This is a genomic window from Bradyrhizobium sp. USDA 3240 (genome assembly GCF_054063295.1).
The window spans coordinates 1,858,646-1,882,935 of sequence record NZ_JBSSGD010000002.1 but is presented as its reverse complement, the minus strand read 5'-3'; the positions used below and the strand labels follow the sequence as shown (position 1 = coordinate 1,882,935).

20 protein-coding genes and 2 pseudogenes are annotated in these 24,290 nt (G+C 64.9%); 13 read left to right on the top strand and 9 right to left on the bottom strand.

All coding sequences use genetic code 11. The features are described 5' to 3' along the window. Positions 1-311: 311 nt before the first annotated feature. Positions 312-1,061 (bottom strand): FadR/GntR family transcriptional regulator, encoded by a 750-nt coding sequence (locus ACVIGA_RS09730; RefSeq protein ID WP_456666209.1) that lies wholly within the window; start codon positions 1,059-1,061, stop codon positions 312-314. A gap of 159 nt (positions 1,062-1,220) precedes the next feature. Between ACVIGA_RS09730 and ACVIGA_RS09725 the strand changes: the two genes are divergently transcribed. From ACVIGA_RS09725 to ACVIGA_RS09680, 10 genes and pseudogenes are all read left to right on the top strand, one after another. Next, entirely contained in the window at positions 1,221-2,252 is a 1,032-nt protein-coding gene (locus ACVIGA_RS09725) for a TRAP transporter substrate-binding protein (RefSeq protein WP_456666208.1), read from the top strand. Between the two features lie 9 nt (positions 2,253-2,261). Next, entirely contained in the window at positions 2,262-4,118 is a 1,857-nt protein-coding gene (locus ACVIGA_RS09720) for a TRAP transporter large permease (RefSeq protein ID WP_456666207.1), read from the top strand. Positions 4,119-4,130: 12 nt separating this feature from the next. Continuing rightward, a complete protein-coding gene (locus tag ACVIGA_RS09715) occupies positions 4,131-5,114 on the top strand; it encodes an NAD(P)-dependent oxidoreductase (protein ID WP_456666206.1) in 984 nt (327 codons plus the stop codon). Positions 5,115-5,275: 161 nt separating this feature from the next. Beyond that, complete coding sequence (locus ACVIGA_RS09710; protein WP_456666205.1) at positions 5,276-6,193, top strand: ABC transporter substrate-binding protein; 918 nt, start codon at positions 5,276-5,278, stop codon at positions 6,191-6,193. Then, positions 6,100-6,471: a hypothetical protein gene (locus tag ACVIGA_RS09705; protein WP_456666204.1), complete on the top strand. Its 372-nt coding sequence runs from the start codon at positions 6,100-6,102 to the stop codon at positions 6,469-6,471. Before ACVIGA_RS09710 ends, ACVIGA_RS09705 begins: the two co-directional genes overlap by 94 nt. Before the next feature lie 19 nt (positions 6,472-6,490). After that, positions 6,491-7,348, top strand: a complete 858-nt coding sequence (locus ACVIGA_RS09700) for a branched-chain amino acid ABC transporter permease (protein WP_223975500.1) — start codon at positions 6,491-6,493, stop codon at positions 7,346-7,348. Further along, positions 7,348-8,205, top strand: a pseudogene (locus tag ACVIGA_RS09695) (branched-chain amino acid ABC transporter permease); the annotation flags it as partial. The gene ACVIGA_RS09700 and the pseudogene ACVIGA_RS09695, both read left to right, overlap by 1 nt. A gap of 229 nt (positions 8,206-8,434) precedes the next feature. Then, positions 8,435-8,869 (top strand): annotated as a pseudogene (locus ACVIGA_RS09690) (ATP-binding cassette domain-containing protein); the annotation flags it as partial. A 21-nt stretch (positions 8,870-8,890) separates the two neighbouring features. Continuing rightward, positions 8,891-9,148 carry an ABC transporter ATP-binding protein C-terminal domain-containing protein gene (locus ACVIGA_RS09685; RefSeq protein WP_456670773.1) on the top strand — a complete coding sequence of 86 codons (258 nt, stop codon included), beginning with the start codon at positions 8,891-8,893 and terminating at the stop codon, positions 9,146-9,148. Continuing rightward, entirely contained in the window at positions 9,129-9,872 is a 744-nt protein-coding gene (locus tag ACVIGA_RS09680) for an ABC transporter ATP-binding protein (protein ID WP_456666203.1), read from the top strand. The genes ACVIGA_RS09685 and ACVIGA_RS09680 overlap by 20 nt, the downstream gene beginning before the upstream one ends. A 51-nt stretch (positions 9,873-9,923) precedes the next feature. Here the strand turns inward: ACVIGA_RS09680 and ACVIGA_RS09675 are convergent, their stop codons facing one another. From ACVIGA_RS09675 to ACVIGA_RS09665, 3 genes are read right to left on the bottom strand one after another with little or no spacing between them, the layout of a single operon-like run. Beyond that, the gene (locus ACVIGA_RS09675) at positions 9,924-10,961 is read right to left on the bottom strand and encodes an A4/G1 family peptidase (RefSeq protein ID WP_456666202.1); all 1,038 of its coding nucleotides are present in this window, start codon (positions 10,959-10,961) and stop codon (positions 9,924-9,926) included. Then, complete coding sequence (locus tag ACVIGA_RS09670) at positions 10,958-11,839, bottom strand: phosphatase PAP2 family protein (protein WP_456666201.1); 882 nt, start codon at positions 11,837-11,839, stop codon at positions 10,958-10,960. The genes ACVIGA_RS09675 and ACVIGA_RS09670 overlap by 4 nt, the downstream gene beginning before the upstream one ends. A gap of 43 nt (positions 11,840-11,882) precedes the next feature. Continuing rightward, on the bottom strand, positions 11,883-13,652 hold the full coding sequence (locus tag ACVIGA_RS09665) for an adenylate/guanylate cyclase domain-containing protein (protein WP_456666200.1): 1,770 nt from the start codon (positions 13,650-13,652) through the stop codon (positions 11,883-11,885). A 700-nt stretch (positions 13,653-14,352) separates the two neighbouring features. On the opposite strand from ACVIGA_RS09665, the gene ACVIGA_RS09660 reads away from it, so the two are divergent. Then, positions 14,353-15,645, top strand: coding sequence for an MFS transporter (locus tag ACVIGA_RS09660; protein ID WP_456666199.1), 1,293 nt, complete (start codon positions 14,353-14,355; stop codon positions 15,643-15,645). Between the two features lie 4 nt (positions 15,646-15,649). On the opposite strand, the gene ACVIGA_RS09655 is transcribed toward ACVIGA_RS09660, so the two are convergent. Continuing rightward, positions 15,650-16,261 carry a TetR/AcrR family transcriptional regulator gene (locus ACVIGA_RS09655; RefSeq protein WP_456666198.1) on the bottom strand — a complete coding sequence of 204 codons (612 nt, stop codon included), beginning with the start codon at positions 16,259-16,261 and terminating at the stop codon, positions 15,650-15,652. Between the two features lie 171 nt (positions 16,262-16,432). On the opposite strand from ACVIGA_RS09655, the gene ACVIGA_RS09650 reads away from it, so the two are divergent. After that, positions 16,433-17,665, top strand: a complete 1,233-nt coding sequence (locus ACVIGA_RS09650; RefSeq protein ID WP_375776106.1) for a cytochrome P450 — start codon at positions 16,433-16,435, stop codon at positions 17,663-17,665. A 225-nt stretch (positions 17,666-17,890) separates the two neighbouring features. Continuing rightward, positions 17,891-21,601: an AsmA family protein gene (locus ACVIGA_RS09645; protein ID WP_456666197.1), complete on the top strand. Its 3,711-nt coding sequence runs from the start codon at positions 17,891-17,893 to the stop codon at positions 21,599-21,601. Positions 21,602-21,669: 68 nt separating this feature from the next. Here ACVIGA_RS09645 and ACVIGA_RS09640 read toward each other — a convergent pair whose 3' ends face one another. From ACVIGA_RS09640 to fumC, 4 genes are all read right to left on the bottom strand, one after another. Then, the gene (locus ACVIGA_RS09640) at positions 21,670-22,023 is read right to left on the bottom strand and encodes a VOC family protein (protein ID WP_456666196.1); all 354 of its coding nucleotides are present in this window, start codon (positions 22,021-22,023) and stop codon (positions 21,670-21,672) included. Positions 22,024-22,078: 55 nt separating this feature from the next. After that, entirely contained in the window at positions 22,079-22,354 is a 276-nt protein-coding gene (locus ACVIGA_RS09635) for a ribbon-helix-helix domain-containing protein (RefSeq protein WP_021077181.1), read from the bottom strand. Continuing rightward, on the bottom strand, positions 22,351-22,539 hold the full coding sequence (locus ACVIGA_RS09630; protein WP_097674527.1) for a DUF4169 family protein: 189 nt from the start codon (positions 22,537-22,539) through the stop codon (positions 22,351-22,353). Before ACVIGA_RS09630 ends, ACVIGA_RS09635 begins: the two co-directional genes overlap by 4 nt. A gap of 275 nt (positions 22,540-22,814) precedes the next feature. Then, on the bottom strand, positions 22,815-24,230 hold the full coding sequence (gene fumC, locus ACVIGA_RS09625; RefSeq protein ID WP_456666195.1) for a class II fumarate hydratase: 1,416 nt from the start codon (positions 24,228-24,230) through the stop codon (positions 22,815-22,817). Positions 24,231-24,290: the final 60 nt, after the last annotated feature.

Below are 24,290 nucleotides of genomic sequence, written 5' to 3'. Positions count from 1 at the left end.
CACTGTCATCGCCCGGCTCGACCGGGCGATCCAGTACGCCGCGGCTTCTCGATTCAAGCACCGGCGCCTCTGGAATACTGGATCGCCCGGTCGAGCCGGGCGATGACACCGCATGGTGTGACTACTTGAATCGAGAGCCATCCTCATCGTCGTCCTGGCGAAAGCCAGGACCCATTACCCCGAATGTCAGTTCTTGCGCGACACTGGGGCCACGATCCCGGTCACAACCACTTGCGGTGGTTATGGGTCCTGGCTTTCGCCAGGACGACGACGGCGAAGCAGTGAGTTCATCACGACCACCATCACCAGCATCATCGTCGCTTGCGCGCGCCTTTGCCCGGTGCCGTCTCGAACTCCCGTCCCCGAATCCGCACAAGATCGTCGGCGGAATGCGTCAGCAGCACGACCGTGGCCTCGCGCGCAGCCTCGGCATCTCCCGCGGCGATCGCGTCCAGCACCGCGCGGTGCTCGATCAGCGCGCGCGGGCGGTGCGAGCCGGGCGCTGCGATCGTAAAGCTCTGGCGCAGGGTGATCTCGAACATCTGCGCGATCGGCCAGAAGAACTCGTTGCGGGTCGCGAAATAGATCGCCTGATGGAACATGATGTCGGCGGCGACGAAGTCGTCGTTGGTCTTGGCCGCGTCCATGCCGTCGCAGCCGGCGCGGATGCGGGCGATGTCGTCAGCCTCGGCATGGCTCGCTGCCAGCGCCGCGGCTGCGGGCTCGACCGCCGAGCGCAACTGGAACAGCTTGGCCAGATAGCGATCGATCTCTGCGGTCTCGAGGTGCCAGCGCAGCACGTCGGGATCGAGCTGATTCCACTGCTCGGGTGGCCGCACGCGCGTGCCGCTTTTGGGGCGCGACTCGATCAACCCCTTGCCGGTCAGCGTCCGCATCGCCTCGCGCACCACGGTGCGGCTGACGTCCATCATCGCGCAGATCTGCATTTCCGGCGGCAGCGTCTCGCCGACGCCGATCTCGCCGCGCACGATGCTGCTGCCGACCCGGTCGGCGACCTGGCTGTGCACGCTCCGGCGCAACGCGTTGGAGGTCTGGAACATCGGAAGCCTCGCTGCGGTTGGTTGTCTGCGCCGCCGCCGCGGCACTCTTGCACAATCGAATGTCTTTTGTCATACATTATGACAAAAGAGCTGCCAAGCTCGCACCAACAGGGCGGGTAGCTGAGACAACAAGATCTGTTCCTGGGGAGGAGCACCATCATGATCTCGAAACACGTGAACCGCCGCATCGTGCTGCGGTCGTCGGCCGCGGCTGCGGCGTGGCTCGCCGCCGCGCCGGCGATCATCGGCCGCGCGCAGGCCGCGACCATGAAGATGCGCTGCTCGTCGTCGCTTCCGAACGACCCCAAATATGCCAACGGCCGCGTCTACTACGACAACCTCGTCAAGAGCCTGAAGGCGAACGGGCTCGGCGAGCAGATCGAAATCACCTTCTTTCCCGACAACCAGCTCGGCCAGGAGATCGACGTCATCAACTCGGTGAAGCTCGGGGTGATCGACCTGATGGTCTCGGGCTCGTCGATCTCGGCGAACCTGGTGCCGTTGGTCGGGACGTTCGATCTCGGCTACCTCTTCACCAGTTACCAGCAGCAGACCAAGGCGTTCGACGCCGGCGCCGCGAAGCCGATCGAGGATGCATTGCTCAAGGGCGGCAGCATCCACATCATCGCCTGGGCCTACAATTTCGGCGCACGCAGCGTGCTGTCGAAAAAGCCGGTCAAGACGCCGGAAGATCTCGCCGGCCTGAAGATCCGCACGCTGCCCAACCCGATCATCACCGAATGTTTGCGCCTGATGGGGGCCGCGGCAACGCCGCTGGCGTTCGGCGAGATCTATACGGCGCTGCAAGCCGGCGTGCTCGACGGCCTCGAGCACGATCCGCCGACCATCCTGGCCAGCAAATTCTACGAGACGGCGAAGCACTACGCGCTGACCCAGCACATCTTCTCGCCGCTCGCGGTCTATTTCAGCGACACCACGTTCAATCGCATGGCTCCCAAGCTGCGCGACGGCTTTCTCGACGCGGCGAAGCAGGCCGCAACCGACACCCGCGCGCACGGCCTTGCGGTGGAGAAAGAGGCGCTGGCGACCCTGGTGGAGAAGGGCGTCACCGTCGTCGAGTGCGACAAGGAGGCGTTCCGCAAGCGCGTGCTGCCGCAGACCGACAATTTCATCAAGGCGCGGCCCGAGGCGAAGGCCGTCGTCGAGCTGATCCGCGCCACCCAGGCCTGAGGTCGGCGCATGTCAGTCGCCGCAGTCGCGACGAGAAGCAGCGCCGATCGGGTCACGGCGCCGCTGCTCGCCATCAGTGACACGGTCGCCGCGGTCCTGCTCGCCGCCGATCTCGTGGTGGTGTGCGTCTCGGTGCTGGCCCGCTTCCTGTTCAATGCGCCGGTCGAGTGGTCCGACGACGTCGCCCGCGGCCTGATGGTCGGGTCGAGCTTCTTCGGCGCGGCGAGCGCGCTGGCGCGCAGCGAGAATCTCGGTGTCGCCTTCTTCGTCGTCATGCTGCCGCCTGGCGTGCGGCGGGTCGTCGACGCGGTCGGGGCGCTGCTCGTCACCATCGTCGCAGCCACCGTCGCGTTCAACGCCGTCAAGATGGGCTGGCTGACCACCGGCCAGACCTCCGGCTCCGGCCTGCCGCTGGAATGGACGTTCTATCCGATGGGCGTCGGTGCGGCATTCATGACGATCTTCGCGTTCGAGACGTTCTTTGCCCGGCCGCTGCGCGACATGGTGGCCGGCATCGTCGCGACCGCAATCATCGCCGGCCTCTATCTGGCCTGGGATGCGCTGGCGCCATCCTCGGTGCCGTCGTCGCAGGCGTTGATGCTGATCGGCTTCTTCCTCACGCTGTTCGGCGGATTGCCGATCGGCTTTGCGCTGGCGCTGGCGGCGCTGATCTTCATCTGGGTGGAGGGCACGCTGCCCGGCGTGATCTTCGCGCAGCAGATGGCGCGCGGCATCGACAATTTCGTGCTGCTGGCGATCCCGTTCTTCATCCTGGTCGGCTATCTGATGGAAGCCAACGGCATGTCGGTCCGGCTGATCGAGCTGTTGCAGCGTGCGGTCGGACGCATGCGCGGCGGGCTCAACGTCGTGATGGTGATGTCGATGGTGCTGTTCTCCGGCATCTCCGGCTCCAAGATGGCCGACGTCGCCGCCGTCGGCTCGGTGCTGATCCCGGCAGCGCGCCGCTCGCGGCAGAATCCGGGCGGCGCGGTGGCGCTGCTCGCCGCGTCCGCCGTGATGGCGGAGACCATTCCGCCCTGCATCAACCTGATCATCCTCGGCTTCGTCGCCAATCTGTCGATCGGCGGATTGTTCGTCGCCGGCATGCTGCCCGCCGCGCTGATGGCGCTGGCGCTGATCGCGGTGTCGATCGTGTTCGGCAAGCGTCCCGCCGCGATTGAGGAAGCCGAGCCGCGCGCCGCGGTGTCGGGCCTCTGGACCGGCGCGATCGCCTCGTTCGGGCTGATCTTCATGATCTTCTTCGGCTTCAAGAGCGGCTTTGCCACCGCAACCGAAATCTCCGCGTTCGCTGCGGTCTACGCCATCGCCGTCGGCAGCCTCTTGTTCCGCGAACTCGGCGCCAAGAGCCTCGCACATTGCTTCGTGCAATCGGCTGTTCGCTCGGGACTGGTGCTGTTCATCGTTGCGGCGGCGCAATCGCTCGCCTTCATCCTGACGCTGCAACAGGTGCCGCACGCGGTCGGCGAGCTCATGTTGGCGATCTCGGGCAGCCACGGCGTCTGGCTGTTCATGCTGCTGTCGATCCTGGTGCTGGTGGTGATGGGCTCGGTGCTTGAGGGCGCCGCGGCGCTGATCATCTTCGGGCCGCTGCTGCTGCCGGTTGCAGTCAAGCTCGGCATCGATCCCCTGCATTTCGGCGTCGTGCTTGTGATCGCGATGGGGCTCGGGCTGTTTGCGCCACCGCTTGGTCTTGGCCTCTACGGCGCCTGCCTGATCGGCAATGTGCCGATCGAGCAGACCATCAAGCCGATCTCGGGCTATCTCGGCCTGCTGTTGCTGTGCCTTCTGGTGATCGCCTTCGTACCCGCCATCAGCACGGCCTTGCCGCATGCGCTCGGCTACTAGGGGGATGGAAACGTGAAGGTCCTGCTCGCCCATACGCCGCAGATGCGCCGCGACTATTATGGCGAGCGCAGCCTGACCCGGTTGCGCGCGGTCGCCGACGTCTCGTTGCACGAGGGTGACGAGGCGCTCGACGCGGCGGCGCTGGTCGCGGCCGCAGCCGATGTAGACATCATCGTCGCCGACCGCGTGACGCCGGGGCCCGGCGAAATATTTCCGAGGCTGCCAAAACTGCGCGCCTTCGTGCGCTGTGCGGTCGATATCCGGAACATCGACGTGGCTGCGGCATCCGCCGCCGGCGTGCTGGTGACGCAGGCCAGCGCCGGCTTCGTCCAGTCGGTCGCCGAGCTCGCGCTCGGCTTCATGGTCGATCTGTCGCGCGGTGTCTCGCGCGCCACCGCCGACTATCACGCGGGCAGGGCGCCCGAGGTCGTGATGGGCCGTCAGCTCGCGGCAAGTACGATCGGCATCATCGGCTATGGCAGCATCGGGCGCTATCTTGCCGGAATCGCCAAGGTGCTCGGCATGAACGTGCTGGTCGCCGATCCCTTCGTGACGCCGGATGATGCGGCGATCGAGCATGTCCCGCTCGACGATCTCCTGGCGCGTGCCGACTACGTCGTCTGCCTTGCGATCGCCAATGCAGCGACCGAGAACCTGATCGGGCAGGCTGCGCTGGCGCGGATGCAGACGCACGCGTTCTTCATCAACCTGTCGCGGGGCAACCTCGTCGACGAGGCGGCGCTGGCGGCCGCATTGCGCGAGGGCCGCATCGCGGGCGCGGCGATGGATGTCGGCCGTGCGCCCGACCAGATGCCGGCGCCGGAGCTCGCGAAGCTGCACAATGTCATTGCAACCCCGCATGTCGGCGGCCTGACGCCGCAGGCGATCGAGCATCAATCGTCGGAGACCGTGCGCCAGGTCGCGAAGATCATCGCCGGCGAGATCCCGGTCGGCGCCGTCAATGCCGAGCACTGGACGCGGCGACCGAAGCCATGAACGTTCCGCTGATCTCAATGTCGCGGAGGGGCTGGACAAGACCTTCACATCCAGCTCAAACTTGAGCCCGTCAACCGCGGCCCCAGAGCGCGCGGACAATCAATCAACGGACGTCCCGCAACAAACGACGGGCGCCGAGAGGGAAACAGGGAGTGCATCACATGGCCATTTCACGCCGTGACGTTTTATTGGGCAGCGCCGGCGCACTCGGCGCCGCATCATTCTCCTTCCCGGCTCCTGCCATCGCACAATCGGAACCGATCAAGATCGGCTGCCTCGCGGCGATTACCGGCCCGAGCTCGGCGCCAACCGTCGGCTTCAACCGAGGCGTCAACTTCGCGGTCGATGCCATCAACGGCGCGGGCGGGGTGAGGGGCCGCAAGATCGAGCTCGTGATGCGCGACACTCAGGGCGATCCGACCAAGGCGGTGAACGCCACGCAGGAACTGATCAGCCAGGCCAAGGTTCACGCGATCTGGGGGCCGCTGAATTCGGGTGAGGCGCTGGCGACGACGCCGATCATGGCGCGCGCCAAGATGCCCGACCTGCACCCTTGCGTCGTCGAGACCCTGATCGATCCGGTCAAGTTCCCCAATGCGTTTCGCATCGCGCCGTCGAACAATCAGTGGGACGACGCCGTGCGCAACTATTGCCTGAAGATCCTCAAGGTGAAGAAGGTCGCGGTGATCGGCGACACCACCGGCTATGGCGTCACCGCGGTCGGGGCGTCGGTCGCGGCATTCAAGAAGGACGGCGCCGAAGTGGTCTATCAGGCCAATATCGACGCCACCCAGCCCGACATGACGCCGGACATGCTGCGCGCCAAGAACGCCGGCGCCGAGGCGATCGTGGTGTGGAGCGTCTCGACCGGCATGGAGGCGCGGATGTTCAACACCCGCGCCGCGATGAACTGGGACGTTCCGTTCGTCGGCCACCCTTCGATGGCGTCGGGGGAGCTTGCGAGCCTCGTCGCAAAACCGGAGAATTGGAAGAGGTCTACGCGATCGGCTACAAGAGCTGCAGCTATGACAGCGCCGGCAAGCTGCCGCCGAAGAGCGAGGATCTCGTCGCGCGCCTGACCAAGGCCAATATCGCGCTGAACGACACGCTGTTGTGGTGGGTCGCGGGCGGCATCGATTGCATCGAGCTGATCGCGAAGGCGGTCGCGGAAAGCGGCTCGACCGACAGCGCCGGCATCGTCAACTACTGGAATTCGCTGTCGACCTATCCCGGTTATTTCGGCAATTACCGCTTCTCGCCGACCCAGCACAACGGCTATTTGACCGAAGAGATCGTGATGTCGGAATCCTCGACCGCCAAGAACGGCACCTTCGCGCTGGCGCCAGGATACACATAGCAGGCCGAGGGCGCAGCCGATGCTGGCCTCTATCCTTGCATCCGGTCTCGCGGCGGGCGCGATCTACGCGCTGGTCGGCGTCACCTACAACACGATGTTCTCGACCTCGCGGGTGATGAGCTTCACCGCCGGTCAGCTTGCCATGCTGGGCGGCGTGTTCGGCTCGCTGTTCACGCTGAAGCTCGGCCTGCCGATCGCTGTCGGCTTCGTGCTGACGCTGCTCTGCTGCGCGGTGATCGGGATCATCACCGAATTCGTCGCGGTGCGGCCGGTGCTCAAGAGCCTCGACCAGCATCTCTACGTGCTCTCGACCTTGGCGGTCGCACTGATGATCCAGCAGGTCACCGCGATCAAATGGGGCACTGAGCCGCAGCCGTTCCCGCGCATCGCCGGATTCGGCGAGGGCGTTTGGGACGAGAAATTCTGGCTGCCAGTCGCTGCCTGCGCGATCACCATCATCGGCCTTGAGTATCTCTACCGGCGCACGCTGGTGGGCCGCGCGTTCCTGGCCATCGCCGAAGACAATTTCGCGGCGCGGGCGCTCGGTCTGCCCGAGCGCAATCTGCGCGTCGCGAGCTACGCGCTTGCCGGCGTGGTCGGCGGTATCGCCGGATTCTCCGGCGGGCAGCTGCTGCTCGCCTTCTTCGCCAATGGCGCGCTGCTCAATTTCTACGGCTTCGTGCCGGTGGCGCTGGGCGGACTCGGCAATAACCGAGGCGCGATCATCGGCGGGCTGGCGCTCGGCCTGTTCCAGCAGGCGGCGAACTTCCTGGTCGGCGGCATCTTCTCCTCGGTCGCGGTGTTCACGCTGTTCATCGTGGTGCTGCTCGCAGCGCCGCAAGGGCTGTTCGGCGCCTCGACCGCGCGGAGGGTGTGATGACGTCGGTCGCAGCCACGCCGCCCCGACCCGACAGCGGTGCATGGCGCGCCGCGCTGCCGCATATCGTGCCGTTCCTCGGTATCTTGGTCGTGGCGGTGCTGCTGCCCTTCGTCAGCAACGACTATTGGGTGCTGATCGGCACCCGCGCCGCGATCTACTGGGTGCTGGTGTCGGGCCTCAATCTGGTCGTTGGCTTCGCGGGGCATCTTGCGATCGGCTATGTCGCGCTGCTGACACTCGGCGCCTACACGACCAGTGTGCTGGTCGCCGGCAACGTGATGCCGGCGATTCCGGTGTTTGCCGCCTTGCCGATCGCGGGCCTGATCGGCGCGATGTTCGGCGTGATCGTCGGTCTGCCGGCCTTGCGCCTGCGCACCTTCTATTTCGCGATGTCGACCCTGGGCTTTGCGACCATCGTGACCCAGATCGCGCTGGCTTGGCAGAGCGTGACCGGCGGCGGCATCGGCATTGCCGGTCCGGAATTCCCGGCGCCATTCAACACCCCGTGGGGGTTCTACGGGCTCTGTATCGCGTTCGCCGCGTTCACGACCTGGATGAGCGCCAATGTCGCGCGCAGCCGGTTCGGTCGCGCCTTGATCGCGGTGCGCGACGCCGAGGTCGCCGCCGAAGCCAGCGGCATCTCCAAGCCGAACATGCTGATTGCGATCTTCCTGTTCGCCGGCGCGCTGGCGGCGATCGCCGGCGGATTGTTCGCGACCCTGCAGACCTACATCACGCCCGATGCCTTCACCTTCGATCTCTCGGTGCTGTTCTTCATCGCGATCCTGATCGGCGGCCGCGGCTCGATCCTCGGGCCGATGCTCGGCACCATCATCCTGACCATCCTGCCTGAAATCGCCGCGCCGCTCGCGGCGTGGTCGACCTTCCTCTACGCGGTGCTGCTGCTGCTGATCGTGCTGGTGATGCCCGGCGGCATCGCGGCGCTGCTCGATTTCCGCAACCGCCGGCCGCTCGCCAGCAACCGCGCCATCGTTCCGCGCCCGGCGGCGCTCGCCGACATCGTGCGCCGGCGCGATGGCGGCAAGCCGCTGCAGCTGCGCGGCATCGCGCTGAGTTTCGGCAATGTGGAAGGCGATCGACGGCCTCGACCTCGACGTCGCGCCCGGCCAGATCCACGGCCTGATCGGTCCGAACGGCAGCGGCAAGACCACCACGCTGAACGTGATCTCGGGCTACTACGCCGCGAAGGCCGGCACCATGACGCTAGGCGACGCGATGTTGCCCGCGGGCGCACCGGTCAAGCGCGCGGCCAGCGGCATCGCACGCACCTTCCAGACGCCGCGCGTGATCGGCGAAGCCTCGGTGCTGGAGAACGTCATGATCGGTGGCTCGATCGAAGGCAGGGCCAATTTCGTCGAGGCGATGCTGGCACTGCCGCGCAATGGCGCGGACGAACGTCTGCTCGCCGCCAAGGCGCGGGCGCTGCTCGGCGTCGTCGGCCTCGAGGCGCTCGCCGATGTCCGCGCCGACCGCCTGCAGCACAGCGAGCTGCGCTTCATCGAGATCGCACGCGCCCTGATGCTCGATCCCGACTTCCTGCTGCTCGACGAGCCCGCGGCTGGCCTCTCCAATGACGAGATCGAGCGGCTCGCCAGCCTGATCAAGGCGATCTGCGGCCGCGGCACCGGTGTGCTGCTGGTCGAGCACCATGCCGACCTGATCTTCGACATCTGCCACCAGGTCACCGTGCTCAATCTCGGCCGCATCCTGGCGGCGGGAACGCCGGCGGAGATCCGCGTCCACAAGGAGGTCGTCAGTGCTTACCTCGGCGGCTGAACCTCTGCTTGACGTACGCGCGCTGGAGTCCGGCTACGGCAAGATCCGAGTGCTGCACGGCATCGACATGACGATCGCCGCTGGCGAAGTCGTCGCATTGCTCGGTCCGAACGGCGCCGGCAAGACCACGCTGCTGCGCGCGATGTCGGGTCTGTTGCCCGTCACTGCCGGGCTCGTGCGGTTCGGCGGACGCGACATGACCAACGCCACGCCGCGCGAGGCCGCGCGTGCCGGGCTCGTGCATGTGATCGAAGGCCATCGCGTGTTCACGCAGATCTCGGTCACCGACAATCTGCTGCTCGCCGGCTACGACCTGCCGCGCGCCGAACGCGCCGTGCGCATCGAGGAGGCGTTGTCGTTCTTCCCCGCGATCGCCGAGAAGCGGCATGAGCGCGGCGGCGCACTCTCGGGTGGGCAGCAGCAGATGCTGACGGTGGCGCAGGGCCTGGTCCGCCGGCCGCGGCTGTTGATGCTCGACGAGCCCTCCGCGGGACTGTCGCCGGTGCTGGTCGATCGCGTCCTCAACGTCATCGGCAGGCTACGCGAGCAGGGCACCTCGGTGCTGCTGGTTGAGCAACTGCTCGAGAAGGCGCTGGCGTGTGCCGATCGGGTCTACGCGCTGGTGCAGGGGACGATCGCGCTGGAGGCTGTGACCGGCGAGGGCGACCTCGCACGCCGGCTCGAGCGCGCTTATTTCGGCCATGAAAGCCACGCGTTGGGGTAGGTAGCAGTTCCAATTTCTTCGGCGCCGAGTCCCGCAGTGTCGAACGCCGCGCTAGCGGAAGTAGGTAAGGAACTCCGTCGAATCGATCGGTTTCGCAATCGAGGGCTTCTCGGTTCTTTCCGGGCCCTCCTTCACGACGTACATGTCGATGAGCTTCGCGCCGGAGAGATTGCGCTCCACCGTCGCTCCGGTATCCATGTTGATTGCCGACGCGCCGCAGTCGTGGAAGACCACAGTGCCGTAGTCCGGGAGCTGCAGCGGGGTTGGATTTCCCGGGAGAGCCGACCGCTCCATCACCCATTCCGCCGTTGCGCCGGGAATCCTGAAGGGTTGCCCTAGCTGGGTCAGGGGTGCGGTTTGAAAGAACTGCACAGAGCGACTGGTCGTGAGGTTCGTGATCACGAACGACACGCCGGTGCGATCCGGCGCCACCTGCATGAGGCACATGATCAGATCGCCGGCATGAATCTTCGGCGACACGAGCGTGATCGGATGCGCCTGGGCGGGGTCGCCCCTGACCCACCATTGCCACCACGCGGAGAACGAGGTCGTCGGGCTGCCCGCGCCCGTGGCGGGGTCGATATTCTGCGCAGTGCCGATTTGCGGCAACGTCGATCGGTAATATCGACGTTGTCCATCAAAGCCGATCCACGTCGAACTGTGATAGGTCTCGCTGGCCCGGCCGTTCGCCGGCTGGGTTGGCGTCGGCACCTGAAACTTTCCCCAGACCGACGAGAATACCGTGCCATCCCTCGGCGTGATGTAGGCACCGGACCAGTTGAGGCTGCTTTCCCGCCGTGGCGATTGGTCGAACGATCGGCGCAGGCCCGCCGTGACGGGGGAAAGCACTTGGAAATCGAACGCCTCGAACGCCACCGTCGGACTAAACATCTTCTGCCAGAATGCATACTCGGCCGGCTGCAGCACCGGGTCCGGTCGTCGTGGAAAACCGAGCGCCTTCAACTCATCCTGCGAGGCGACCATCGTGCGAAATCCGGTGGGAGGAAGCACGCTGGTCGTCGAATCCCTGATGACCTTCCTCAGGCCTTCGGTGTCGTATGTGGGGCTCCGCCCGTCCCGGGTGCTCATTGCCATTCGCCTGCGGCAGCCGCGATTGAGGCGTCAAACATCGGCACGACGTTTGGTGTCAGAATGACGGTGTCGAGCAGATCGGCGATTCTGGCGCCACCTTCCGAATCCTTCGGATAGTGCACGCCGGCAATCTCGCGATTTCGGGCGATCGAATCCGCCAGGATGGACAGGTCGGATTTCCAGACGGTCTGGTCTGCCGCAGACATCGCCGTCGCAGCGAACACCCTGAGCATGCAGTTCTTCATGAAATGCGCCTGGGTGGAATGCCCGCTCGGCCAGGATGAGTGACCGGGGACCTGGATCGGCGGCAGCAACGCGGGACAAATCTGTGACGGTCGAGGCAAATCGTACTTGTCCTTGAAATACAGTGCCGCAAAGGACCCAATCAAACTCGCGATATTCAACAGGCGCCAGGTTTGCGTATGCGAGCCGGGCCTCGCGGTCAGCACAGCCAGAAAATCCGTGAAGAATTCAGCGTCCTGCGAGAGGATCAGGCCCATGGCATCCGGCCGTTCATCCCGCGCGGCGAGCACGAGGTTGTCGATCTGGGCGGCATAGCCGGTGACCAGGTCGGTCCGAATCTGTATGAGGGTGGCGTCAGCATCGATGGTAGTTGCCCAGCCGGGGGCATTGGCGATGAACTGATGCAGGACACGCCACGCATACCAGTTTGCCGACCATTGTCGGCTGCCGAAATGCGCCGGCGGCGTCCGCCGCAGGCTGCCAAGCTCGTTTGTGCCGGAGGGATCGAGCCGCGTCACGAACGGCAAGTCGACGCGGTCTGAGATAAACCAACCGCCCCCTCCGACGTTGCCGGTGTTTCCCGTATTGCCGGTGTTTCCGGTATTGCCCGTGTTACCTGTGTTGCCTGTCATTGACGTCGCTCCCTTGTTCGGCAGTTGTCGTCAGCAGTATCAGTCAATCAGGAAGCCCCGCCGATCGCAGGTGGCCGAGCCAGCTTTCCAATGCCTCGCCGCGAAACGGGCAGCGTGGCGCGTAGGACGAAATACGGAATCCGGGTTGAATTTCCAGGTAGCGGCGCGCCGCCTCCGCTGCTTCTTCACGACGGCTCAAGGCACCGAGCGTGACGATGAGCAGGCGATGATTGAAGCGAATAAGTCCGTTGCGGTTCAGCGCGCCACGTACCCACTCCAATGCCTGCTCATAGTCGCCATTCACGTAGTGAGCCTGGGCGAACAATCCCTCGTGCCAGAACGAGCGCGCGTCGAGCGGCGAGAGCCGGACGCCCTGTTCACCTTGGCGCAGGGCGGCAGGGCCATCACCAAGAAAGCCGGATGTTGCGCTCGCCATGGTCCAGGCCATGGCTGAACTCGGGCCGGCGGCAACAGCGCGGTCGAGGGCAATCCTTGCGCTTTGAAAGTCATGCAGCAGAAATGACTGGACGTGACCATACACCGCCAACGCGAATGCATCGTCACCGCCTCGATCGATAGCCTCCCTGGCATATCTGGCGCCGGCGATGACATCACCCTCGGGATCCGGCGATCCGATTTCCCCGATCCGGAACACATACCACAGCGCGACGTAGGAATAGGCCAGCGCAAAATTAGGGTCGTATGAAATGGCTTGCTCGAGCAGGCCCCGCGCCTTGGAGAAGGAATCGTAGTCCATCCGGAACAACAGATCGAGCGCCTGTAGTACGAGATCGTAGGCGGTCAGGTTCTGCGGATGTTTGCGCATCGATCGCATCAGCTCACGCTCGCGCACCTGCGGCGCGATCTGCCTGACGACATTGACGGCAATCCGATCCTGAAGCGCAAAGAGTGCGCGAAGGTCGCCTTCGTGCAAATCCGAACGAATGACTTCGCCCGACTCGGCGTCGCTGAGCTCGGTCACGATACGGACCGAGGTCATCGTCCTCTGAATCCCTCCATAGAGGACATAGCGAACCCCGAGCCGACGCCCGATCTCGCGCACGTCTATGTTTCGGCCGCTGAAGCCAAGGCTGGACCCGCGCGATACGACGAAAAGCTCCTTGAGCCCGGCAAGGCCGCGAATGATGTCGTCAACAACACCATCGGCGAAATACCCCTCTTCCGGAGTGGCCAGGTTCATTCGGAACGGCAGAACGGCTATCGAGGGGCGAGGTTCCGAGCCCACCGGGGCTTCGCCGACAAGCTTCGCGGGCTGCATGGGGCGGTGGAGCGCATACACGCGGACTGGCCGACCCATGTTGCGAAGATGCAGATCGCCAAGATCAATCACGCTGACGTCGAGGTCCTGGCCGATCTGCTCCGCGACGGCTCCCGAAACCACTACGCCGCCCGCTTGCGCATAGTTCTGAAGGCGCGCCGCGATGTTCACGCCCTCGCCATAGACGTCATCTTCTTCAACGATGATGTCAGCGGCATTCAGCCCTATGCGAAAGCTGATGCGCTCGTCGGCGGGCATCCCGGCTGTATTCACGGCCAGAGCTTCTTGCAGCGAAAGTGCGCACCGCGTCGCGTCGCGCGCGGTATCGAAGGTTGCAAGGAAGCCGTCGCCGGTATTCTTGATGATCCTGCCGTTTTGCGCCGAGACGCCCGGGTCGAGGACTTCCGAGCGCAAACGCATCAGCCGGGTATGGGTGTTTTCCTCGTGCGCCTCCATCAGGCGCGTATAGCCGACCACGTCTGCCGCGAGGATTGCCGCAAGGCGTCGGCGAACTTCCGGGACCGATGGGGTCATCATATGATTGATATTTCTGCAAAATTTACTGATAGGCGACTAAAATCCGGCACAAAAAAACAGAACACCAACGCGAAAAGGATATCTTCATCAAGATCATAAAGGAAGGCTCCATCCGGATGGGTGTGCCAGCCAAGTACGCTGGTACAGTGTGATGTTTGCAACCTTTGAGGGGGGCGTCCGTGGGCGCGCAATCGCGATCCGCCCAACGGGTGGATACGGTGCGGACCAGGCAGGCATTGGCGCCTTGAACACGCAAATGCGTTCCTTGGCTTCATGGCTGGATCATCGCCGCGGCGAAACTCGTCTCCGTTGATCTGCGTCAATGCGGGAGCGGTGTTCTCCTTTCTTCCCGCCGATCACGGGCGAGATTGGCCGGGAGCGCGGCGTTACCGCTGGAGCGATCGCCATCGTCGTATCCGGGGCTGCCAGTCGTCCGATGAGCGTACTCGGAAGTCCCGCAGGCAACAGAAGGTCAACTGATATGGCCGAGGCGTTCGACATCGCGCGCAAGTCTGCCGCGCCAGGCCTGATTGTCTATGAATTGCTTCACACAATTTGGACCGTTGATTGAGCGAATTGACGCGGGCTGGTGGAATACTCGCCCTTGAAGCCACCCTGCCGGTCGATGGGACTTGACCGTCAGCGGGCGCGGGCTGAAACAGGTATTCGTCCTCCAACCCTGGTAACGAAGGCCTCCATGCGACTTCCCTTCTTCTACGGCTGGATCATCGTCGCGGTGACCTTCGTCACCATGGCGATCGGCGTGAACGCAAGGACGGCATTCTCGCTGTTCTATCCGCCGATCATCTCCGAATTCGGCTGGGAGCGCGGCGTTACCGCGGGCGCATTCTCGTTCGGCTTTGTCGCTTCCGCGGTCGCGAGCCCGCTGATCGGCCGGCTGATGGATCGCGGCGGGCCGCGCGCGGTGATGGAGCTCGGTGTGCTCTTGATGGGCTCCGGCCTGCTGCTGGCGCCGCTGACGACGCAACCCTGGCATCTCTATCTCACCATCGGCGTGCTGGTTGGTTCCGGCAGCGTCTGCCTCGGCTATTCCGGCCAATCGCTGTTCGTGCCGAACTGGTTCATGCGCCGCCGTGGCCTCGCGATCGGGCTCGCCTTCGCCGGTGTCGGCATCGGCTCGGTGACGCTGCTGCCATGGGTGCAGCACATGATCGAGCACACCGGCTGGCGCACCGCCTGCACCGCCATGGGGATCCTGGTGCTGGTTGTGCTCGCGCCGATCAACCTGTTGCTGCACAAGAAGCCGGAGGACATCGGGCTGCAGCCGGACGGCGATGCGGCGCCGACGGCGACGTCGGCCAGGCCGGCGTCGAATATCGTCGATCCGGTGTGGGCCGGCACCGACTGGACGTTGTCGCGCGCGCTACGCACTGCGCGGTTCTGGTGGATCGCGACCGGCTATTTCTGCGGCCTGTATATCTGGTACGCCGTGCAGGTGCACCAGACCAAATTCCTGCTCGACATCGGCTTCAGCTCCAATGTCGGCGTCTGGGCGCTTGGCGTCGTCAGCCTGCTCGGCATTCCCGGCCAGATCTGGCTCGGGCATCTCTCCGATCGCATCGGCCGCGAATGGGTGTGGGCGATCTCGTGCTTGGGCTTCGTGATCTGCTTTGCCGCGCTCGCCGCCTTGAAATACTGGCCGAGCATGACGCTGATCTATCTCATGGTCTTCACCCAGGGCGCGCTCGGCTACGGCCTGACCTCCGTGATGGGACCGGTGGTGCTGGAGATCTTCCAGGGCAAGCAATACGGCAGCATTTTCGGCACCGTGATGCTGGCCGCGCTCGCCGGCGGAGCCGCCGGCCCCTGGATCACGGGCCAGCTCTACGATCTCTCCGGCAGCTATACCAGCGCGTTCCTGCTCGGCATTGCCGTCAGCCTGCTGTCGGCATTCGCGATCTGGCAGGCTTCGCCGCGCAAGGTCCGTGCCGTCGCCGGCCAGATGCATAAGGTCGCAAGCGCGGCCTGACGCATCAGGCGGATGAAACGCCGATCGCCCGCTGCAGGTCGGTGATCGCGCGCAGGCAACTGTCGGCGGGGGTGGTATCCGGATCGATCAGGCGGTGCAGGCGGAAACCATCTTCCAGCGCCAGCACGATCGCGCCGGTCCAGTCCGGATTGAGCCTGGCGTTCCTGCCGCTGTTCTTCTGCGCGGTCTCGACGATGTCGGCGATCAGCTTGCGCCGCGCGCGCAGGCGCTTGGCGAGTTCGGGCCGACGCTTCTCGGCGCGCGCCACGAACAGGATCATCTCCATGTGCAGGAGAGGCGAGCGGCCGAGCGGATCCTGCCGGCTGCGGTCCATGGTGCGCAATGCCTCCAGGAAGTCGGCCAGGTCCTTGTGCTTGGCGAGCAAATCGAGATTGCGCCGGATCGATTGCTCGACGTGATCCTCAAGCATCGCGAAGATCAGCTCGTCCTTGCTCTTGAAGTTCGAGTAGAACGCGCCGCGGGTGAAACCCGCCGCAGCCGCAATCGCCTCGATGCTGGCGCCGCCGATTCCCTGTTCCTCGAACACCCGCGCCGCCGCCTCGAACAGCTTCTCGCAGGTGTCGTCGCGTGTCGGTCTGGTTCGAACCCTTGACATCGGCGCATTTTAGGGCAGAATGCAACTCGATACAAGAGTGTATCGAGTTGCGCTTTATAAAACGAGAGTTGCTAAAACCAGAATGGCCGTACCCGTGTTGGTGCGGTCTTGAGGATGACACCAAGGCGCGCCAGAGTGCAGGCACCGGCGTAGCGCACGAACGAGGTCACCATGAACGAGCAAGTTCAGCCGGCCAGCGGCGAGCCGCTTTTCAACCCCCTGGCGCCCGAATTCATTCGTAATCCCTATCCGTACTATGAGCGGCTACGCCGCCTCGATCCGATGCATGTCAACGCGCACGGCGCCTTCGTGGCCAGCCGTCACGCGGAGGCGAGCCTTGTGTTGCGCGACAAGCGGTTCGGCAAGGACTATGTCGAGCGCTCGATCCGCCGCTACGGCCCCAAGATCATGGACGAGCCGGTCATCCGCAGCATGAGCCACTGGATGCTGCAGCAGGACCCGCCCGACCACACCCGCCTGCGCGGCCTCGTCGTCAAGGCGTTCACCGCACGCCGGGTCGAGGACATGCGCGCGCGCATCCAGCACGTCGTCGACGAAACGCTCGATCGCATCATTCCGCAGGGGAAGATGGACCTGATCGAGGATTTCGCGTTCCGCCTGCCGGTGACGATCATCTGCGACATGCTCGGCATCCCCGAGGAGCATCGCGATGCCTTCTACAATGGCTCGCGCGACGGCGGACGCCTGCTCGAGCCGGTGCCGCTGACGGCGGAGGAGATCAAGCAGGGCAACGCCGGCAACGCGATGGCCGCGATGTACTTCCACCAGCTGTTCGAGCTGCGCCGCAAGCAGCCTGGTGACGACCTCACCACGCAACTGGTGCAGGCCGAGGAGGACGGCCAGAAGCTGACCAACGAGGAGCTCACCGCCAACATCATCCTGCTGTTCGGCGCCGGCCATGAGACGACCGTGAACCTGATCGGCAACGGCCTGCTCGCGCTGTTCCGCAACCCGGATCAGCTCGCGCTGCTGAAGGCCAATCCGGGCCTGATCACCAATGCGATCGAGGAGTTCCTGCGCTACGATTCCTCGGTGCAGCTGACCGGCCGCGTCGCGCTGGAAGACATCGAGGATCTCGGCGGCAAGCGCATCCCGAAGGGGGAGAGCGTGCTGTGTCTGCTGGGCTCGGCCAACCACGATGAGGCGGTCTATCCCGACCATCCCGAGAAGCTCGACATCCAGCGGCCGAACGTGAGGCCGCTGTCGTTCGGCGGCGGCATCCATTTCTGCCTCGGCGCCCAGCTGGCGCGGATCGAGGCCGAAGTCGCGATCTCGACGCTGCTGCGCCGGATCCCCGACCTGCGGCTCGATGACGCGGAAAATCCGGAGTGGCGGCCGACCTTCGTGCTGCGCGGGTTGAAGCGGCTGCCTGCGAGCTGGTGACATCCGGGATGTGGCGACATCCGGGATGCGCGGCAGGGCAGTAATCCTGCCGCGGAAGGCCGGTGTGCACGCACGCTTGAGCGGAAAACCGTCATTTGACGTCGCAGCGGTAAAGCCGCTGTGACTTCGCCATACTTGTCTCTATATTTGGGTTGCTCCGGCCAAGGGTTGGCAAAGGGTTCAGCATAAGGAGGCTGCCGCGGAGCGGGCTCAAAGGGAGACACCGTGCAGACGACACTGCTCGGCCTGGCAATCGCCTTCATTCTTGCGCTGGTGGCCGCGCTGGTCGGTCCGTATTTCGTTGACTGGAACCAGTTCAGGCCGCAGTTCGAGACGGAGGCGTCCAAGATCATCGGTATGCCGGTTCGTGTCGCCGGCAATCTCGACGCGCGTCTGCTGCCTGCGCCTTCGCTGCGGTTGAAAAACGTCACCGTCGGCGGCGCCAACGACCGCGGCAAGGTCCGGGCCACCAATCTCGACGTCGAGCTCAGCCTGAGCTCGCTGATGCGCGGCGAATGGCGCGCGAACGAACTCACCGTCAATGGCATGTCGCTCGATCTCGGGCTCGATCCGAATGGGCGGATCGACTGGTCGCCGTCGAGCGGGAGCTTCAACCTGGCTTCGCTGGCGATCGACCGTCTCAATCTGACCGGCCGCATCACACTGCATGACGCCACAAGCCGCAGCACGCTCGAGCTGAACGACATTGCCTTCAGCGGCGATGTTCGTTCGCTTGCCGGCGCGATCCGCGGCGACGGCAATTTCATGTTCGACGGCAACCGCTACCCGTTTCGGATCTCGTCCGGGCAAAGCGCCGACGGCAGCGGCACCCGCCTGCACTTCAACATCGATCCTGGGCAGCGGCCAGTGTCGGCCGATCTCGACGGCATCCTGACCTTCGAGGCCCGCGCGCCGCGGTTCGAGGGGAGCGTGACGCTGGCGGGCACACCTGGCCAGCGCGGCGGCAGCGATATGCCGCCCTGGCGTATCGCGGCCAGGATCAAATCGGATTATTCGGCGGCGCGTCTCGACCAGGTCGAGGTGAGCTATGGCGGCGAAGACCGCGCGCTGAAGCTCGCAGGAAATGGCGATCTCCGGTTCGGCGCGTCGCCGCTGCTGCGCGCATCGCTTTCAGCACGACAGCTCGATGGCGACAAGTTCGCCGCCAAAGATAGCGCCAAGGACGGCAGCAACGGCAATGTCGAGCCGGTGCGCGTGCTCCCGGCGATGCGCGCGGTGTTGTCGGGTCTTCCGCAAAGCCCGATCCCTGCGCAGGTCGAGCTCACCTCCGAGCAGATCATGCTCGGCGGCCGCCCGTTGCAGGACATCTCGGCAGAGCTGCAATCGGATGCGAAATCATGGACCGTGCGCCGGCTGGAGTTTCGCGCGCCGGGATCGACGCGGGTCTCGATGAGCGGCGCCAGCGCGCAGACCGGCGTCGCCAACAGCTTCAAGACCGCGCTCAATATCGAATCGTCCGACCCCGATACGCTGATGAGCTGGCTGCAGGGGCGGAGCGACATCGCCTATCGCAGCCAGAAGCCGCTGCGGTTGCGCGGCGACGTCACGGTGTCGCCATCAGGCTTTTCGATCGACGCGATGAAGGCGGAAATCGAGAGCGGCGCGATCGAAGGCCGCGTCGCGGTCGCGCATCGCGAGGGAGCGAGCGGCTCCAAGGTCGAGGCGCAGTTGAAGGCGGAGCGGCTCGATCTCGATGCGACCGCAGCCTTCATCCGCTCGCTGGCCGGCCCGCAAGCCGAATGGCCGGACGAAGCGCAACTGTCGCTCGATATCGGGCGCGCGATCTCTTCGGGGCAGGAATTGCGACCGCTGCTTGCGAAGATCGCCTACAGCCCGAAGAGCATCGTGCTCGAGCGCGTGAGGATCGGTCAGCCCGACAATGTCACGCTCGACGGCAGTGGCAATTTCGATCGCGCCAATGCGACCGGCAAGCTCGCGGTCGATGCGACCGCCGCGTCGCTCGGCCGGCTGACCGCTGTGGTGCAGCCGTTCGCGCCGGCGCTTGCCGCGCGGCTCGGTGTGCTGCGCGCGGACGCCGGTCCGGTCCGTGCCAGGCTTGCGCTCGACCTCGGCAAAGGCAAGACCGCCGATCGGGTCAGCGCGCGCGCGACGATCGATCTCGACACGCCGCAGCTCAAGGGCAATACGGTGATCTCGGCGACGCCGCCGGCAACTGCGATCCGTGCGCTGGATTTCGACGCACTTCGCAGCAGCGACGTGACGGCTGAGGCGAAATTCTCCGCCGGCGAGGGCAATGCACTGCTGGCGCTGCTTGGGCTTGACCGTGCGGTTGCAGCCGGTGCGGGCACGACGCAGTTCGAGGGCAACGTGAGCGGCGCGTGGCAGGCGCCGTTGCGGCTCAAGGCACGGCTCTGGGGCGCCGGGCTCGACGCGGATGCGGAAGGGACCGCGGAGCCGTGGTCCAAGAACGGGGCCGGGGAGAGCAAATCGAACATCAGCCTCCGCGTCCGCAGCGCCGACCTCAGTCCGCTGCTCGGTCTGAAATCATCCGATCCGGCGGCAAACATCCGCCTGTCGTCGCGGGTCACACTTGCGGGTGACAGGCTGACCTTCGACGATCTCGACAGCATCGTCGCCGGTTCGCGGCTGCGCGGCCGGCTGGCGCTGACGCTCGCCGATCAGAAGAGCATCGAGGGCGAAGTCGGCCTCGATCAGATCACGCTGGCGCCGATTTTCACGGCGGCGATCGGCGCGGCCGGTCACGATGCGACGGAGCCGCTCGGCCAGGGCCTGACGAGCGCCTGGCGCGGCAAGGTCACGTTCGAAGCGCTGCACGGCCTGCTGCCCGGCGGGGCCGAGCTGCAGCCGGTCAGCGGCACCATCAGGTCGGACGGCCAGTCGCTGACCTTCGACGGCGTCAAGGGCAAGATCGGCGGCGGCGAGGCGACCGCCTCCATCGATGCGCGGCAGGGCGTCAACGGACTTGCCTTGAATGCAAATGTGCAGCTCTCGGGTGTCGACGGCTCGGCCTTGCGCTATCGCAGCCTCGCGATGCCCAAGGCACGCACTTCGATGCAGATGACGTTGTTGACGCAAGGCCGCAGCGCCTCGGCGCTGATCGGTGCGCTGTCCGGCAGCGGCGCCGTGACGCTGGAGGGGCTGAACCTTCCAGGGCTCGATCCGCGCGCGTTCGACGTTGCGATCCGCGCCAGCGATTCCGGGCAGGCGACCGACGACACGCGGCTGAAGCAGATCGTCGAACCGGCGCTGGCAACCGGCGGGCTGGCGGTCGCTTCGGCGCAAATCCCCTTCAACATCCGTGACGGCCGCGTCCGGTTCGGCACCACCACGCTTGCGGCGAGCGGTGCCAACGTCATCGTGTCCGGCGGCTATGATATTCCAGCCGACCAGGCCGACATCCGCGCCGCGCTGGCACCGACGCAGATCGGCACTGCGAGCAGCCGCCCGGAAATCCAGCTGCTCGCGGTGGGCACGCCGGACGGATTGTCGCGCAGCATCGACATTGCGGCGTTGTCGTCATGGCTTGCGGTGCGCGCGATCGACCGGGAGACCAAGCGGCTCGACGCGATCGAGCGCGGCGAACCAGTGCCGCCGCCGACCCCGGCTGCCCTTCCGCCGCCCGCCGCGCCGGCGCCGGATGCGTCCAATCCAAATTCGGCGGGGGCGCCCTCTGCCAATCTGCCGGTGCCGGGCCCTGATCCACGTCATGCGCCGGCGAAGCCGAAGGTCGTTGCGCCGCGGCCGCCGATCGTCACCGCGCCCGCCATTGCGCCGCCTGCGCCGGTTGCGAGCCAGCCGCAGCTCGCGCCGCTGCCGCCGCCGATCGAGGTCAAGCCGGTGCCCGGTGCAGCCAGGTCGAGGCCGCTGCGGCCGCCGCTGTCGCTGACGCCGCAGGTCGCCAATCCGCCGCCGCGGCCAGCGGTGCAGAACTAGCGAGTGTCTTCAGGCGAAATCGGTCCCGGTTCGCGTGATGAAAACGCGTCGGAACGGGAATCCAGAGCCTACGATCGGTGCTGGAGAATATTGATCAGCCGGCCGAACGGATCGCGGACGTAGAAGCGCCGTACGCCCCATGGCTCGTCCGCCGGTCCGTATTCGATCGCGATGCCGGCGCCCTTCATCCGCTGCAGTGCTTCGTCGAGGTCGTCGACCTCGATCGAGAGATCGGGCACCGGCGTGCCGGAGCCGCCTTCGGAAGCGAAGCTGATTTGAACCTGCATCGTTTCGGATGAACCGTAAGTCGCAATCCAACCGAAATCCATCAGCGGGTCGAGGCCGAGGATGTCGTGATAGAACGACTTCGCTGCCGCTACATCTGATGCGGCAACGTTCGCGACGATGCGATTGACCTTCATGCTGAAGTCCGCGTGGCGGAACGACCGTCTGCCGAAGCGACGGTCGGCAAGGCAATCAGGCTTGCTGGCGCGTGTCGACCTGTTGCGGCCTGACATCCGTCGGTACCGCAGGAGTGGCGCGCGAGCGGAAATAGTCGAGCACGAAAAGCCGGATTGCGGAGGACAGATTGCCCTGCTGACGATTGCTGTCGATCTCGCCGACCAATTCCGACAGCGTCATGTTCCGCAGACCGGAAATCTCCTTCATGCCGTTCCAGAAGGCTTCTTCGAGGCTGACGCTGGTCTTGTGACCGGCGACGACGATCGACCGCTTGACGACCGGAGACTTCATGATGCGTCACCACTTTCGATGCGGTGCTGATCGAGCACGCGCTCACTGCGCTCGCCGAGAAATTCGTCACGCGCTCGTTCGGATTTGGTGCGACCGAATAGCGCACGATTGGCTTCGGCCTGCTTTGCTGCTTGTTCGCGCTCACCGCGCTTCTTGAATCGTTTCAGGTTGACCACGTCGCCCATGCTCGTCGTCCTCATCGTCCCCAGAGCGGAATTGGTGATGCATCGTGACGAAAGCAAGAGCGATCGCGCTAAGCGCCCGGCTCGATATCCATCCCGAATCCCCATTTGATGCTTGTGATAGCATCAAAGAATCCGTTTCGCTCTGCGAAAACTAGACGTCTGTACCATGCGCCAGCGCAGAGCTGATAGGCAAACAGCCTTAGCCTTTAGGCGTTATGATCCATAATTATATCACGCGCGCTGACCGTAATTATCCGGACATTGCGCGCTTCACTTCAGCCGGGGTGTGTCATTTTGTCCGGCTGCACGAGGCGATCAAATTCGTCGGCGGTTACGAATCCGAGCCGCAAAGCCTCTTCCTTCAACGTCGTTCCGTGCGCGTGCGCCGACTTGGCGACCTTGGCTGCGTTGTCGTAACCGATCTTCGGCGCGAGCGCCGTCACCAGCATCAGCGAGCGCTGCATCAGCTCGTTGATGCGCTTTTCGTCGGCGCGTATTCCGACAACGCAATGCTCAGTAAATGAGCGGACAACATCAGACAGCAACTGAATGGAATTTATCATACAATATGCCAACACGGGCTTGTACACGTTGAGCTCGAAATGGCCCTGGCTGCCGGCGACGGTGATCGTGGTCTGATTGCCGAATACCTGGCAGCAGACCATGGTCATGGCCTCGCATTGGGTCGGATTGACCTTGCCCGGCATGATCGAGGAGCCCGGCTCGTTCTCGGGCAGCACCAGCTCGCCGAGGCCGGAGCGCGGGCCCGAGCCGAGGAAGCGGATATCGTTGGCGATCTTGAACAGGCCGGTCGCCACCGAATTGATCGCGCCATGCACCAGCACATAAGCGTCGTTGGACGCGAGTGCCTCGAACTTGTTTGCCGCGCTCGTGAACGGCAGCTTGGTGATTTCGGCGACGTGCTTGGCGAAAGCGTTGGCGAATTCCGGCTTCGAGTTGAGGCCGGTGCCAACAGCAGTGCCGCCCTGCGCCAGCGGAAACAGCTCCTTCACCGCAGTGCGCAGCCGCGCGATGCCGCTCTCGACCTGCGCGGCGTAGCCGGAGAATTCCTGGCCGAGCGTCAGCGGTGTCGCATCCTGGGTATGCGTGCGTCCGATCTTCACGATCCTGGCAAACGCCTCCTGCTTCTGGTGCAACGCCTGATGCAGCTCGGTGAGGGCAGGGATCAGGTCGGCGATGATGCGGCCGGCCGCTGCGATATGCATCGCGGTCGGGAACGAGTCGTTCGACGACTGGCTCATGTTGACGTGATCGTTCGGATGGATCGGCTGCTTGGCGCCGAGCTCGCCGCCGAGCATCTGGTTGGCGCGGTTGGCGATCACCTCGTTCACGTTCATGTTGGTTTGTGTGCCCGAGCCGGTCTGCCAGACGACCAGCGGAAAATGATCGTCGAGCTTGCCCTCGATCACTTCCCTGGCGGCGCCGGTGATGGCGTCGGCGCGGCGTGCATCGAGCTGGCCGAGTTCGCGATTGGTTTCGGCTGCGGCGAGCTTGACGATGGCGAGTGCATGAATGATCGCGATCGGCATCCGGTCGTGGCCGATCTTGAAATTCTGCCGCGAGCGCTCGGTCTGCGCGCCCCAGTAGCGATCGGCGGCGACGTCGATCGGACCGAAGCTGTCGGTCTCGCTGCGGGTGGCGGCGTTGGACGGTGTCGTCGATTGAGCCATGCATGCTCTCCATTGCGTCATCAGAACGTGGTCCGGCGGGGTGCCAGCTTTCCGGCGCGG